This is a genomic window from Pseudarthrobacter sp. NCCP-2145, from assembly GCF_023708005.1.
GTDB lineage: Bacteria > Actinomycetota > Actinomycetes > Actinomycetales > Micrococcaceae > Arthrobacter > Arthrobacter oxydans.
Map to the genome: position 1 here is coordinate 36,080 of NZ_BRCG01000028.1, position 13,618 is coordinate 49,697.

A 13,618-nucleotide genomic window follows, 5' to 3' on the forward strand; every position below is an offset into this window, starting at 1 on the left:
AACGCTGGGAACGCGCTAAGCCTTAGCTCTTTACATCAAGGGGAATCATGGCCGACGTATGGACATGCAATGACTGCGAATCACGGACGACTACGCGCAGGATCGATGAAACCTCAGCCGCGGACAAGGTGAAGCACTACGTCACGGTCCCGTACGCCTGCAGCAACAGGCAATGCGCAAACTCCAACCCGCGTGAACTTAGCGCGAACTGGTGCACGGCCGCCTGACGTATCTAGTCGTTCCAGGTTGTGCGGTCTATCTAAAGGGAGAGGACCCGCTCCAATCAGCGTCCTGATCAATGCGGACTCCTAATCGCGATATCGTCTCCAAGGGCTTCCAATTCGGGAAGCTTAGGAACTGGCACGTGGGGGCGATGGAATGAAGTTTCTGAGTGGGCCGTGGTTGTTTGCGATGGGCGGCTTTTGCTTGACATGGGCGCTTTGCCTCTTTGATGCCTTGAAGCTCAGGCGTCAAGGCAAAACTAGTGCCATAGGCAAGGCTGCTTTGAAAGTCGGAGGAAGAGCGTACGGCGCGCTTATGTGGCTGATTTTCAGCCTGCTCACAGGTGGCATTTTTTACTTCGTAGGCCTTTATCTAGAGAAGTAAACGGAATCAGGAGCACAAATTGAAGGCCCATGCCTGTATCGGGCACGGGCCTTCTTCCGTCGCAGATCGGCTAGGGCCGGTACGCTTCCCACCACCAGCCATGCTCAAGGAAGTAGATAAGAAACGGAGCCACGACCGCGGCCAACGAGAGCGCGATAGCAACAACCGTCATCCGCTTATTGAAGAGGGACTGCTGGTGCCTGTCTTGCTCCGCCCGCTTCCGGTCCTCTTCCGCGTTCTGAATCGTCTGATTCAAGGCGGTAAGAAGGACTTTCGTCTCTTCCAAATGCTGTAGTTGTTCCGCTGCTTGATCGCGCGTCGGCGCAGGCGGCGGCGGGGCTATCTTTGCTGACGCTTCTGCTATGGCCCGAAAGTCGTGGCCTGCATCCCGAACCCCAAACTTGTATATAGGCGTGGGCTTCATTTCCCTGGCGAAGTCGCTAACCCTGTCAGTCGCGCCGGCAGAGCGGAGGGCTTCGGAAAAGCTGTCAGTGAAGCTCTTGGAAAGATTGTCAGGCTCCATGTCAGTTACAGGCTTTCGGCAAGCTCAGTGACCTTGGCAGGCGTTGACCCCGCCTTGTAGCAGAGGTCCCACACATCAGCAGCCGGTGAGGTTTCGGTCAGGGTAGCCAGTTTCGGATCAAGGCCGGTCAGTACAAGAGCCTTGTTCAGGTTGGTAGCAGAAAAAAGTCGTTCACGGTGAACCCCCCAGTTATGTAGTTGATGCGTCCGAATTTACCGCGTCGGGTCGACAGGCATCGGCCCTTGCTAGTTCAGCTCCCGGCCCAGTGCCGGAGTACGCACAACATTTGCACTAGCGTGGTGCCACTCGTATTCGTGTTCTTCCGCTGACCGTCGTCTTCGTCGTTTTCCCTGGGATTGCGGCTATTAGTCTCGGATTCTAGGAGCCCGAGGCCCAATAAATCAAGCTCTTTCAGTATGCAGGACAGATAATCTATAGGACGAGCGGCGATGAAGTAGTCAGGGAAGACGCACCCTGTGGGGTTTACAGTTTTACCAATAAAGTAGGAACTGAAAACATGACGACGGTAGGCCGTGCGGTTGCCGACTCCGGCAGATACGTGTTCATCGAAGCTCAAGCGTCCTCCGCAGAGTTCGATCGACATGAAGCCTCATTCGAAAGACTCCTTGCGCGTCTCGTTGTTCACTCAGACTGTGCTGCATGTGTTGACTAGCCCGACGAGCTAAGAATTCGCGTGACTAGATTGGCGCCTTCAATGAGCGCTACCAGTTGGAAGCCAGCCTAATGCCGAGCGCTGCCCTCGATCTAGGCTCGACTCTGATAAACGATGGGTTGCGAGACGTTGTCATATTCATCGCGATGCCGACATCAAGGCTCTGCCGATTTGTATACGAACAAGTCATGTCGCTTCGCTCCGCAACATCCATGAACCCGTGAGCTCTTCTGCTCACACCATGGAACACAACGGACGGAGCACCAATGTTTTTTGCAGCGGTGGACCCGGGGATTACCCCGAACGCAAGCTTTCCTTTCCTGGAATCGCTCAAACAGATCGGCGGCGGCATCCTGGTCGGCGCCTTCATCATCATTGCCATCGTGGCCATCATCGGTGCCGCGATGCTGCTGGCTGGCAAACTTAGCCAATCGTCACGCCTTGCTTCCGGCGGCGGCGTGATCCTCCTCTGGACAGGTCCGGTGGCTGCCATCCTCGGCGGCATCAACGGCTACATCCTCTGGTCACAGACCGCCTTCCCGCTTGGGTTCTAAGTCATGCCCGTTGAGTGCGATCTCAATGGATGGTGGCCGCCCGGCTGCGGTTTGGTGTCACAAGCGAACGACAACGCCATAGGCGCAGTCACGTCCCTCTTCGCCAACGTCCTCCAAAGCATGGCGTCCTGGCTTTGGGCTTTCATTACTGGCGCCTTTTCTGTGTCGGATGTCGACGATTCTCAGTGGCTCTCCATCGAGGGGCTGACGAGCTGGTGGGTCGTCGTCATGATGACGCCGCTCGTCGTTGTGATGATCCTCCAGGTCCTGTCGGGCCTGCTCAGCCAGCAGCCGAGACGGATCGGCCGCGCGATGCTTGGTGGCGCTGCCGCCATTCCGCTCGTCGGGGCTGCCGTGTATCTGGTCCGGCAACTAACACGGGCGAGTGACTTAGCCTCTGCCGCACTGCTCGAATCAATTGGTTCGGACCCATACCTCGTGTTTATGAGGCTTTTCGGATTTGAACGGGCACCAGAAGGAAGTGGTCGGGAATGGAACTTAGTCTCGCTGGCACCTGGGACGACAGGGGGCCCAGCCGGTGCCGTCGTCGTTACGGTGATGGCAGTAATTGTCGTGTGGATCCTTGCCTTCATCCTGATGTGCTCGATGATCTTCCGCTCCTTTGCACTGGTAGTCCTGGCCGCTGTCGCGCCGGTAGCCCTGATGCTGCTGCCCTGGGACAAGACAAAGTCTTGGGCACGCCGCTGGTGCGAGGTGGTCATTGCTCTGGTGTTGGCAAAACCCTTAGCCGCAACGGTCTTGGCCGCTGCAGTGAAGCTCTTTGCGGAGTCCAAGTCCTTTGCCGGTTTGGCGGCCGGAACGGTGGGAATGGCGCTTGCCTGCGGCGCACCCTTGATGGCCCTGCGTTTGGTTAGCTTCGCGGGCGGGGAACTCGCGGCAGCGGCACAAACTGCCGGTGGCGGCCACGTCCTGTCCCGCAGCAGCAGCGTGGCGGCTCGCCAGATCAGTAGGCAGACCGGGGGCCGCCTTACACTCGCAGGCCTGGTGAATCGATCCGCCATGACCAGGCCAATCAACTCAAGTCGCAACCTCTTCCCGACACAAGTGTTGGCACCCGCTGTGGGCTCCGGGATGCCGTCGCCCCACAGTAACGGCGGCGAGTTGGCCCTGAGAAGCGGGCCATCGGCAGGAGCTCCGAACACCCTGCACCCACCCGGGTCGCAGCGGGGCTTAGTGCGCATAGACCCTCACGAAAACACTGGTACCGCCCCGGCATCCGCCCGGCAGGCCCCACCCGGAGATGCCGAACCGCGAGCGCATCCCAACGCAAGCCCACCGGCACCTTCTCCGGTGCGGCCTCCGAAACCCCATCCACCAAGAATCGACCCTCCGAACGGAGGTACCCCACATGTCTGACGATGCCCGTGCCCTCGAGGCCGTCAAATTCCCCAGATACGAGCGCCGCGGGTTCTTCCTTGGCCTTAAGTGGTACCAGTTGTTGATAGTCGCAGGGGGCGGCGCGGTTGCCATAGTGGCTTCTGCCAGCAGTGGGCCGGTTGGCCTTTTTTCCTCCGGACCCCTCTGGCTTGGGCTTATGCTGCTCGGGCTCCTCCAGTATTCCCGCATCCCTTATCCCGTATGGGCGAAACAGCTCGCTTTGTTCTTTTACCGGGCAGCGGCAGGACAAACGAGGTTCCTTGCAAAGCCCCAGGCTCCGCAACTTGCAGGTCGGCTCGCTCTCCCGGGCGGCCTTGGCAATCTGGAGATCAGAACGACGGCCAGTGGTGAGTGCTTCATGGTCGACCGCCCCGGCCGGGAGGCGATCGCGGTGTTGCGCTGCAGCACGCGGTCTTTTGCGCTCCTAGACGCAGACGACAAAGCGTGGGCTGTCCAAGCCTGGTCACGTGTGCAAGCCGGTATGGCCCAACGGCCAGGAGCGGCCAGGATCGCGGTCCAGGATTACACAGTGCCCTACCCGTCGTCGGCGCTCTGGGAGTTCTACAAAGACAACGCCATCCCGGCGCAGGCTGGCGAGAAGACTGCGTGGGGACAACGCGCGTATGAGGACTTGCTCGGTGCAGCCGGATCGACCATGAGCCATGAACTCCTGGTCGCGGTTGTCATTGACACAAGCAAGGCTCGACGACGGATCAAGGAGTCGGGCGGGGGACTGGTGGGCCTGGAACACGTCCTGCGGCTGGAAGTCGAGGCGATGAAAACGTCGTTCGGTACCCACAGCGTGAAGGTAGAAGAGTGGGTTCGTGAACGCGGACTGCTAAGCATCATCCGTGGGGCATTCGATCCCGCTGCTTTGCCGGCCCCCAAAGCGCCGGTGGCGACAGCCCCGCCGTCGGACGAGCGGGCAGATGAGGAGATGGATACCCTCCACCGCCATGGCCCCATGGCTGTCGAGGAACACTGGACGTACCTGCGAACGGACACCGGTTTTCACCAGACTTTCTGGATTGCTGAATGGCCGCGCCAGAAAGTCTTTCCGGGCTTCCTGCACCCCTTGATCTATGTGGGCGAATTCCGCCACACGTTCACGGAAGTCATACGGGCAGTGCCTACTGCTGAAGCCCTCCGTGATATCCGCTCCGCCCAGGAGGCGCATGAAACCCGTCGCCGTATCAATGCCCGCTTCGATAGGCCTCTTACCCGTGAGCAAAAGGCCGAGGAAGAAGAAGTGATCCAGAGGGAGGAAGAGATCGTCGCCGGCCATGGTGACGTTCGCCCGGCGGCTTACATCACCGTCACGGCGACCTCGCTGGAGGACTTGGCACGGCATCGCCAGGAACTTGAGTCCGCGGCCGCCGGAGCATTCGTTGAGCTCCGGCTTCTTTACGGACAGCAGTGGGCCGCGTTTGTCGCCGGTGGCCTGCCGCTTGGAAGGGGACTGCGGTGAAACAGGCATTGAAAAGCTTCGAGTACCTACCCTCGGGAAAGACCCGGACGGAACGGAAGGCACGACGGCGGCCCGCGCCACCCGCTGCAGGGTGGGCGAGCGGTGGGGGAGGGGAAAAGCAGCGCGACCTGCAGGGGATGCGTCTCTTGGGTGACTGGGGAAGCAACGAGCCGAACTCGCTGCGGGGTCCTCACCGGTTGCAGCCTGCGCCCCACCGGGCTTCGACCATGACGTTTGCGGCCGCCTACCCATTCCTTACTGAGTCGGGGCTGGGGCACGAGGGAACCTACATCGGCACCGACGTTTTCGGGTCCGGGGCTTTCTCTTACGATCCATGGATCCTGTACGACAAGGGGATCATCAGCGGGCCTTCCATTGTTGTTATTGGGACAGTCGGCACCGGCAAGTCAATGTGCGGCAAGTCGTTGGTAACGCGGTCAATCACCCTAGGACGAAAGGCAGCTGTCGCGTCTGACCCCAAGGGCGAGTGGGTTGCGGTAGCGGAGGCTGTTGGCGGCAAAGTCATATCCATTGGCCCGGGCCGCCCTGCAAGGGTGAATCCCCTCGACGCCGGTCCCCGCTCCACTGCCCTTACAGAGGCTCAGTGGCAAGCGGTGGTGAGGCAACGCCGTCGCTATCTCCTGGGAGCCTTGGTTTCACTCATGCGGCAGGGCACGCCCCTTCGGCCTGTGGAGCACACGGCCTTGGACATCGCACTCATGGAAACCATGGCCGAGAACTCAAACCCAACCCTGCCCATGGTGCTGGACCACCTCCTCAAGCCGTCGAAGGAGATGACGGCTCTGGTCGGTGCAGACGGAGCAACGGCAGTGAGCCATTCACTGAGACGTACGGTGTCCGGTGATCTCGAAGGCATGTTCGATGCTCCATCCACTGTGGCTTTCGATGCTGACGCTCCGATGATGGTGATGGATACCTCAGCGCTGATCGGGGCGTCGGAACAGGCCCTCTCGCTGGCCGCGGCCTGTGGCGCCACGTGGTTGGAAGCCGCTATCACCAACCCTGACGGCGGGAAGCGGCTTGTGGTGTACGACGAGGGGTGGCGGATGCTCGCGGATCCGTACATGTTGGCAAAGATGAGCGAGCAGTGGCGGCTCGCCAGAACGTACGGGATCGCAAACCTGCTCATCATGCACAAGGTCGCCGACCTCAACGAGATCGGTGACAGCACGAGTGGACACAGACAGAAAGCACTGGGCCTGCTGACTGAGGCTGACACCAGGGTCATTTACCGGCAGAAGCACGACGCGATGCGCCTGACCAAGGAAGCGCTTGGCCTGACCGAAGCCGAGTGCGAGCACGTTGAGAACCTTCCGAAGGGCGTCGGGCTCTGGAAAGTGGGCAACCGCTCCTTCATCGTTGCCAACCGAGTGACAACCGATGAACTCGCCGTCTTCGGGACAGACGACAGGATGCTGTGAGACGGCCAGCGAGCTCGCGCGTGGCAAGTGACAATCCATTGGTCACCGCTGGCCTTGTCGGCGCGGCAGCTTATGTATGTCTTTGCGCTGTGGTGCAGGCAGCAGCGCACGTGGCCGGCTCTTGGCAGTGCGGCACCATGCCGCCGTCGCCCTTCAACCCTGCCGCCGCCGTGGGACTTCTCACCAACAGAATGGAATGGGTTCTTGTTCGCCGTCCTGACTGTGTGCTTGGCACAGACAACGTCTGGTGGGTTCTGGCCCCGGCTCTACTGCTGGTCGCTGCGCTCGTCGTCGGTGCGGTGGTCCTTTGGCGGCGATGGAAGCAATCGGGCGGCTGGCTGCGCCAAGACATTCTGAACCGCGACGGCGTTGCCCGCCGTGCGGAGATTCTTCACGATTTTGGGGCGAGGGCCGTGCGGAAAAGAGGAAAGTTCACGCGTCCAGGACTCGGAAACCCCTCGGTGCAGGACGTGTCGTGGACGCTGGGCCGCTCCCGAGGCGTCACCGTTCATGTCTCTACGGAGGAGTCGATGGTGATCCAGGGTGCGCCACGATCCGGCAAGGGCTTGTACGTCGTCATCAACGCCATTCTTGATGCGCCGGGGGCAGTCGTCACGACGTCTACCCGCGCGGACAACCTGGTGGTGACGATGAAGGCGCGGGCCTCCCGTGGGCGACCCGTGACCGTCTTTGACCCACAGGGTATGTCGGGGATCCCGTCGTCGCTTCGCTGGTCGCCGGTACGCGGGTGCGAAGACCCTGACATTGCTACCCGGCGGGCGCTGGTTATCACGGCGGACACGGAGATGAAGGGCGAGAACGCTGCGTGGCAAAAGCGCTCGCTGATAGTTCTTCAGTGCCTGCTCCATGCTGCGGCGCTGTGTGGCGAGGGAGTGACGGCTTTCCGACGCTGGTCTTCCAGCCCGGTACTGGCGCGCGAAGCTCTCGAGGTGCTGGGCAAGCCGGGGGCGGCGCTGGGTTGGCAGGCCGACCTGATGGGTATCCTGGAGGACGACCCGCGGAATACGTCGAACTCGTGGATCGGGGTTTCGGCGGCGGTGGCACCTCTGTCCTCGCCCAAGGTGCTGGCCGCGCTGAATCCGCAGGACGCGTCTGAAGAGTTTAATCCGAAAGCCTTCATCCGGAAGCGGGGAACCCTGTACCTGATTGGCACTAGGGCTGGAGCCGCTGCCGCGGGGCCGTACTTGTCCGCGCTGATCGATGACATCGATAATGCAGCGCGGGAGATGGCCTTCGTATCGCCGGGAGGACGGCTGGAGCCACCTCTTTCCTTGATCTTGGACGAGATCGCCAACCTCGCCCCTTGGCCCGGGCTGCCTATGGCGCTGTCCGACGGCGGCGGTATCGGGATCTCAACGCTCGTCGTTTTGCAGTCGTTGTCCCAGGCCCGATCAGGATGGTCCATCGATGAGGCATCGACCATCTGGGACTCGGCGATCATCAAGGTGATTTTTGGCGGTGGATCCGACGAGAGGGACCTGCGCTCGCTTGCGGGTTTGCTGGGGGAGAGAAGCCTCACCCTCACCACCCGGTCCTGGTCTTCCGCTGGCAGGCAGGACGGGGAGCAAATCCGCGAAAGTCCGGTGATTGCTCTGGACGAGATTCGGCGCCTGCCCGCAGGCACCGCGCTCATGCTGGGGCGGCGGACTCGACCGATCCTGCTCGACCTGCTCGAGTGGCACAAGCGTAAGGACGCAGGGGAGCTGCGCCGCTTGAAGGCGGAGATGGAGCGCATCTTGGCCGACGGGCACAGGGAGCGTCAGCAAAAGACAGAAAGGGCGCCGGATGCGCAGCCATGAAGAGACCGAGGAGTTCGATGTCCCGTCTGCTGGCTCCTTCGGGGACGACGAGATCACTGCGCAGTTGTTTCGATCCGCTTTTGGTGCTTCAGCGGCTTCGAAGAGCGTGACCCGCCGTTGGCGGGAAATGACTCCGGAGCAGTCCCAGGAGGTTTGGGGTGCCCTTTTCTTATGGGTGCGATGGCTTGTCGCGACCTATCAGCTGACGACGTCGGTCATTCCTGACTGCTGGTGGCGCCACCCTGAGATTGTGGCTGAGTTGTATGCGCTTCACCGCGCTGAGCTTGCCTCCTTCACCCAAGATGACCCGGGCTTCGGCCCGCTTGCCTTTCACGAAAGGCTCCAGCACGCCGTCGAACGCTTGCGGATGCACACCAGGACTGCCGGGTGTGTGGGCCTGCAGGCACACAAGGAGCCTGCGCCTCGCATCCTGTCTGGCGATGACCCGGACTTTGTTGAGTGGCGGAAGGCTGCTCATCAACTGGTTGCTGACTTCTGAGTCATGTCGCTCTTGAGGTGCTTAACCATGAACGGGTGTCTGCGCAGCGTTGCTGCGGTCCAAGAAGCATGAAGGGTGGCTGTCGTGGCCGCTACACCTGAAGTTCCATCTAGCATTTTGCCTGACCAGAACTCTCCGGAAGCCAGCGCCGGCGCTCGCCGTATGGCGCCCGAGGAGCGAATCGCCTCATTGATGGATGGTCTGCACTCGATCCTTGAGGCGGCGGTCGAGTCACCTTCACATTGGCAGGTTCTGCTCGATGCCTCAGCCAATTTGTGGCGGTACTCAGGTGGCAACGTCGCCTTGCTCATGATGCAGATGGCGCAGCGGGGTACGGACGAGCCGACGCTCGTCGCGGGGTACAAGGAATGGGAACGACACGGCCGCACTGTCCTTCGTGGCGAGCAGGCCCTGTGGGTCATTGCACCTCGGACTGCCCGTGTGCAGCAGATGCTGCTGCCCGACGGTACGCGTCAGCGCATTCCTCTCGGCGACAAACTTCCCAAGGGCGCTATTGACGAGGGGAAGAAGACCCTCATCACGGGTTGGCGCGGACAGGCAGTTTTCGACGTTTCGCAGACCCAGGGGGCTCCGCTGCTGGTTCCCAGGCCGAGTGATGCCCCGGCCAGCGACGCGCCGCACTTATGGGAGTCGCTGGCCAGGGTTGCCCGCACGCACGGCTTCTCGATCCAGGTCACCGATGCGCAGTTCGGCCTTACGAGCGGCTTCACTGACTTCGCGCAGCGCCAAGTTCAAGTGGGCGGCTGGCTGAACGCGGAGGAGCGCGTCGCCATCCTGGCACACGAGCTCGGCCATGTCCTGTTGCATGGCCCGGACGATGCCGTGGGCAAGCTTTACGGGAGCAGCGTGGACCACCGCGGGCTGGCTGAAGTCGAAGCCGAGTCTGTGGCGTACACGATCCTCAAGGCTCATGGAATCGACCGGGGTCGCCAGTCTGCAAGTTACCTGTCCGGCTGGACTGATGCAGTGATTGAGGCGGAGCATTCAGCCGCTGTGCGCAGCTCTTCTCTGAAGCAAACCGCCTCGCGGGTGGATATTGCGAAGTCAGTTTTAGGCCGCGTCACGGCGGCAAGCAAGGACATCCTCGAATCCACGAATCCGCCTGGTTTTGGCGGGAAGGTTCCCACTGCTGAGGTCTCGCCCCAGGTGCAAGGCAAGGATTCGTACGTAGGCCTGCAGCAGCCCGGCGGACCATCCCGAGGGTTGGAGATTTCCGGACCGTAGGGCGGCCGCGAAGTGTTGGACGGGAGAAACCCGTCTGCGAAAGAAAGGGCAGAAGATATGAGTACCAAGATTCCGGTCAACATTGCCGGAAACCTCGTCGCGGACCCTGAGCTCACCTACGGTGAGTCCGGGGTAGCGCACGCCAAACTGCGGGTTGCTGTGAACCAGCGGATTCAGGGAGCCGACGGGTCCTGGCAGGACGGAGAGCCTGTCTTCCACAACGTCTCGGCGTTCCGCGCGCTCGCAGAGAATGCTTCGAACTCCTTGAAGAAGGGTGACCCCGTTACGGTGTCGGGTGAACTCGAGTTCCGTGCCTTCGAAAAGGACGGCGAGCGGCGGGAAGCCCGCCGGATTGTTGCTGAGACGATCGGTCCTGACCTTCGGTTCGGCACGGCGGCCTACCAGCGCTCACCCCGCGCGGCAGCGGGTCCGGAAGCTGCTGCAGATGCGGGTCTTCAAGTGGCACCCGAAGCTGCCCAGCCTGCTTACAGCATAGCTACGAAAGGACCGGTGGCCGCGCCCCCTTTAGGCGGGCCGGAGCGAGCTGACATAAGCATGTAGCCGACTGCTGCTGGAAGTGGATGGCCTGATCCTCATTTGGACCAGGCCATCACCTTGTCTACGCTCCGCTTGTACGCTCAGACGCTTTCGGCCGCCGCTCTAAGACAGTCGGCGGAACTGTCCAGGCTTCACCTGCACCAGGATCGGCAGCGCGAGCTGGACAGGTGCGGTGCCGACCGGCTTATCGAGAAGATCGTTGATCGACGTCTGTCCTCTCAGCTCCCCTGAGGGATCTCTTTCCATGCCCACGACCCTAGGCACGACCGCGAGCCGTGCGTTTCTTCGACACGCACGGCGCTACCCGATGATTGCCTGATCGTGGCCGGGATGGCTGCCGACTACAACGCGCTGCTGCCCTTCCACTCTTCGGGCTTTACCCGCCTGATGCTTGAGGAATGAGCCCACCCCATGTGGTACTTGCCTGAAGTATCCAGCCTGACTATGTCAACCTTTTTTGGCCCCAGCATGACGGTTATTCCTGGCCCCACTGTGGAAACTGTAGTTGCCTGGTCCCGCGGGTGCCCTGCGGTCAGGGGTCCTTCATGTACCAAAGGTCCGCTTCGGAATCAATCCGCTGACCGATTGCTGATCGGGCACCACAGCGCCGCCTTGCCACTCACCAACAGTTAGTGGTTTGAACGCATCAGTTGGAAGGCACGGGGATTGCTGGGTATCCCGTTTGTATTGGCGACAAGCCGGGGCAAGGCCATGTCTCACCTGGACCGAGTGTCGCCGGAACTCCTGCACATTCCGGCGCCGGTTCTCCGCCGACTCCGGAGTTTCCGCCTGCATAGCTGATAACGAATTCACCCACAACAGTTTTGCCGGTCACGTCATAGACGGGGATGGCAAAGTCCTTGCCGAGTCGCGCTTCCTGCCAGGCGAGGGCTTCTGCTGGGCTTTTGAAGGTCTTGATGGCGGCGGTTCCGTCTGCGTCCTCTAGCTGAGTCCTGTAGACGTAGCCTCTTGTCCCGTTGGTTGCGATGACGGCTACCATGTCGGGGCTTCCGTTCTCGTTCTGTGCGCCGTAGGTGTCTCCGTCGGCGTTGACTGCCCAGTCGGTGATTTCGGTGCTGACGTATTGTGCCGTGAGTTTCCATCTGGCTTCGGGGCTGGTTGTGATCGTGATGCTTTCTTCCCCCGGAATGAGAGGGATCGTGTAGCTGGTCCAGTCCAGAGGCGTTCCGACGTCGTCTTGGTCGCAGGTGGTGCTGGCTCCTTGGCTGTAGTTGAAGGTTCCAGCGCTGAGGCAGTTCAACTGCATTTCGATGCCCGTACTCCCGGCGGGGGCGGGACCTAGCTGTACGGTTGCTGTTCCGGTGTGAGTCTCCGTCACAGGTGTTGCCAGGGGCGTGATCTGTGTGGATCCCGGGGTTAAGAAGATGCCGGCGGCGGTCGCGCCCACGCCGCCTAAAGCGCCGAGGCCAGCGAGCACGGCAGCGCCGGCCCAGAGGCGCGTGCGTTTCCGTGTGCGGGGGGGTGCAGTCTTTTCGACTCGTGCAATCAGTTCGGCACGCAGGGCATCACTGAAAACTTCGTCGACGTGTAATTGGTTCATGGTCGTTCTCCTTCCAGAACCGGGGTTGGAGCAGTGGGCGGTTTGGCTGATGTGTGGCCTTCGAGGGCGGCTCTTAGGCGCTGGCGGGCCCGGTGCATCCGTGATTTGGCTGCCGCAGGAGTGAGGTCCAGTACGGCGGCCGCAGCGGCGATGGTGTGGTCCTCGAAAACGACCAAGGTAACCAGGTGTAGGTCCTCGGCCGCGAATGTCCTCAGCGCGGCTGCAAGGTCCTGATCGAGCTGGTTTTGGTATCTGCGGTACGGATCTGCAGCGTGATCGCTGGTCTCCTGGTTGCGGGGAAGGGAATTCAGGAGTCGCTGGTAGCGGAGCGCAGCGCGGGCGCGATTGCGTGCAATGTTTGTGGTCGTCACGAGCAGCCAAGGAAGAATCGATCCTTCAACGACGCGTACGTGCTTTCTCCGGCGCCACAGTTCAAGGAACGAAGCGGCCATGACGTCTTCCGCGTCGTGGTGGTTCCCGCACAGCCGATATGCATGACGGAAGACCCTGTCCCGGTGCAAGTCATAAAGCACACCGAATGCGTCGCCTTGGCCTTGAACGCTCCGGCGCCACAGCCCCTCTTCGCCGTCTTCCTTGTTCCCCATGCCCTTTAGTGTCCGGCAAAGCCCAAAAGGTTTCACCGAATCCAAAAAATTTCAGATGAACTCCGAAGCGCCCGGTTGAGGATCCTGAACGGGCAGTCCAACTGCGGCGCGCCTGTTTACCACCAAGGTCGGTTAGGGCAGGCTGAGGCTATGTCGAATCCGGAATCAGAGAATTCAGCCGAATCGATTGAGGTAACCATTAGCGTCGGTGATTGGCAAATCATTGACGCGACCATTGATAACAGTGTTGACATGGCTGCAGAAGACGGCGACCAACGCGTGCTCGACCAGGGCCGACGAGTCCGTAATGCAGGATGGGAGGCCGCGCGTCTTCATCCTAGAAGTGGGGAAGGGCTGGTTGGCTGGCCGCCCACAGACGATGAGCTCAGCGTAACGCTGCCAATAACCGGGTGGCGGTTCGTTCTAGACGAGCTGCACCGATGGGGCCGAGTTGAGGCCGACTTGGAGGGCAGCGACCAGGAAAAGCCGGAGCCGAGGAGCTTTGCCATAGCCCGTTTCCTCGCGGAACGCATTGCAGGCTCCTCCTAATACGAAGGTGATGGCTGTCAGGCTGCGGTAGCGGGGGTTATGGTGACGTTGAAGCCGAGGTTGTTGAGCTTTTTGATGGCGTTGTTTTTGGCTTTGATCGGGTCCAGACGGGTGAAG

Annotated in this window: 12 protein-coding genes and 1 pseudogene; 9 read left to right on the forward strand and 4 right to left on the reverse strand. The window is 61.1% G+C overall.

Features of this window, described 5'->3' with window-relative positions; genetic code table 11:
• Positions 1-676 precede the first annotated feature (676 nt).
• Entirely contained in the window at positions 677-1,129 is a 453-nt protein-coding gene (locus tag NFU08_RS19105) for a hypothetical protein (protein ID WP_251425495.1), read from the reverse strand.
• A 250-nt stretch (positions 1,130-1,379) separates the two neighbouring features.
• A complete protein-coding gene (locus NFU08_RS19110) occupies positions 1,380-1,733 on the reverse strand; it encodes a hypothetical protein (protein ID WP_251425498.1) in 354 nt (117 codons plus the stop codon).
• Positions 1,734-2,068: 335 nt separating this feature from the next.
• Between NFU08_RS19110 and NFU08_RS19115 the strand changes: the two genes are divergently transcribed.
• The 8 genes from NFU08_RS19115 (at position 2,069) to NFU08_RS19150 (ending at position 10,789) form a co-directional block, all read left to right on the forward strand.
• Complete coding sequence (locus NFU08_RS19115) at positions 2,069-2,356, forward strand: hypothetical protein (RefSeq protein ID WP_056084497.1); 288 nt, start codon at positions 2,069-2,071, stop codon at positions 2,354-2,356.
• Between the two features lie 120 nt (positions 2,357-2,476).
• Positions 2,477-3,733: a type IV secretion system protein gene (locus tag NFU08_RS19120; protein ID WP_251425501.1), complete on the forward strand. Its 1,257-nt coding sequence runs from the start codon at positions 2,477-2,479 to the stop codon at positions 3,731-3,733.
• Entirely contained in the window at positions 3,726-5,222 is a 1,497-nt protein-coding gene (locus tag NFU08_RS19125; RefSeq protein ID WP_251425504.1) for an SCO6880 family protein, read from the forward strand. Before NFU08_RS19120 ends, NFU08_RS19125 begins: the two co-directional genes overlap by 8 nt.
• 227 nt (positions 5,223-5,449) lie before the next feature.
• Entirely contained in the window at positions 5,450-6,664 is a 1,215-nt protein-coding gene (locus NFU08_RS19130) for an ATP-binding protein (RefSeq protein WP_251425507.1), read from the forward strand.
• Between the two features lie 89 nt (positions 6,665-6,753).
• Positions 6,754-8,484, forward strand: a complete 1,731-nt coding sequence (locus NFU08_RS19135; protein WP_251425510.1) for a type IV secretory system conjugative DNA transfer family protein — start codon at positions 6,754-6,756, stop codon at positions 8,482-8,484.
• Positions 8,471-8,983 (forward strand): DUF4913 domain-containing protein, encoded by a 513-nt coding sequence (locus NFU08_RS19140; protein WP_251425513.1) that lies wholly within the window; start codon positions 8,471-8,473, stop codon positions 8,981-8,983. The genes NFU08_RS19135 and NFU08_RS19140 overlap by 14 nt, the downstream gene beginning before the upstream one ends.
• A gap of 84 nt (positions 8,984-9,067) precedes the next feature.
• On the forward strand, positions 9,068-10,228 hold the full coding sequence (locus tag NFU08_RS19145; RefSeq protein WP_251425516.1) for an ArdC-like ssDNA-binding domain-containing protein: 1,161 nt from the start codon (positions 9,068-9,070) through the stop codon (positions 10,226-10,228).
• Between the two features lie 57 nt (positions 10,229-10,285).
• Positions 10,286-10,789 (forward strand): single-stranded DNA-binding protein, encoded by a 504-nt coding sequence (locus tag NFU08_RS19150; protein ID WP_251425519.1) that lies wholly within the window; start codon positions 10,286-10,288, stop codon positions 10,787-10,789.
• A 643-nt stretch (positions 10,790-11,432) separates the two neighbouring features.
• Here the strand turns inward: NFU08_RS19150 and NFU08_RS19155 are convergent.
• Both NFU08_RS19155 and NFU08_RS19160 read right to left on the reverse strand, forming a co-directional pair.
• Positions 11,433-12,347 carry a peptidase M56 family protein gene (locus tag NFU08_RS19155; protein WP_251425522.1) on the reverse strand — a complete coding sequence of 305 codons (915 nt, stop codon included), beginning with the start codon at positions 12,345-12,347 and terminating at the stop codon, positions 11,433-11,435.
• A complete protein-coding gene (locus NFU08_RS19160) occupies positions 12,344-12,952 on the reverse strand; it encodes an RNA polymerase sigma factor (protein ID WP_251425525.1) in 609 nt (202 codons plus the stop codon). The genes NFU08_RS19155 and NFU08_RS19160 overlap by 4 nt, the downstream gene beginning before the upstream one ends.
• A gap of 582 nt (positions 12,953-13,534) precedes the next feature.
• Between NFU08_RS19160 and NFU08_RS21070 the strand changes: the two are divergent.
• A pseudogene (locus NFU08_RS21070) lies at positions 13,535-13,618 on the forward strand (hypothetical protein); the annotation flags it as partial.

Bases quoted from the DNA above. Each gene is read 5' to 3' on its own strand.
- NFU08_RS19105 (WP_251425495.1), bottom strand. From the start codon at position 1,129: ATGGAGCCTGACAATCTTTCCAAGAGCTTCACTGACAGCTTTTCCGAA.
- NFU08_RS19110 (WP_251425498.1), bottom strand. From the start codon at position 1,733: ATGTCGATCGAACTCTGCGGAGGACGCTTGAGCTTCGATGAACACGTA.
- NFU08_RS19115 (WP_056084497.1), top strand. From the start codon at position 2,069: ATGTTTTTTGCAGCGGTGGACCCGGGGATTACCCCGAACGCAAGCTTT.
- NFU08_RS19120 (WP_251425501.1), top strand. From the start codon at position 2,477: ATGGCGTCCTGGCTTTGGGCTTTCATTACTGGCGCCTTTTCTGTGTCG.
- NFU08_RS19125 (WP_251425504.1), top strand. From the start codon at position 3,726: ATGTCTGACGATGCCCGTGCCCTCGAGGCCGTCAAATTCCCCAGATAC.
- NFU08_RS19130 (WP_251425507.1), top strand. From the start codon at position 5,450: ATGACGTTTGCGGCCGCCTACCCATTCCTTACTGAGTCGGGGCTGGGG.
- NFU08_RS19140 (WP_251425513.1), top strand. From the start codon at position 8,471: ATGCGCAGCCATGAAGAGACCGAGGAGTTCGATGTCCCGTCTGCTGGC.
- NFU08_RS19150 (WP_251425519.1), top strand. From the start codon at position 10,286: ATGAGTACCAAGATTCCGGTCAACATTGCCGGAAACCTCGTCGCGGAC.
- NFU08_RS19155 (WP_251425522.1), bottom strand. From the start codon at position 12,347: ATGAACCAATTACACGTCGACGAAGTTTTCAGTGATGCCCTGCGTGCC.
- NFU08_RS19160 (WP_251425525.1), bottom strand. From the start codon at position 12,952: ATGGGGAACAAGGAAGACGGCGAAGAGGGGCTGTGGCGCCGGAGCGTT.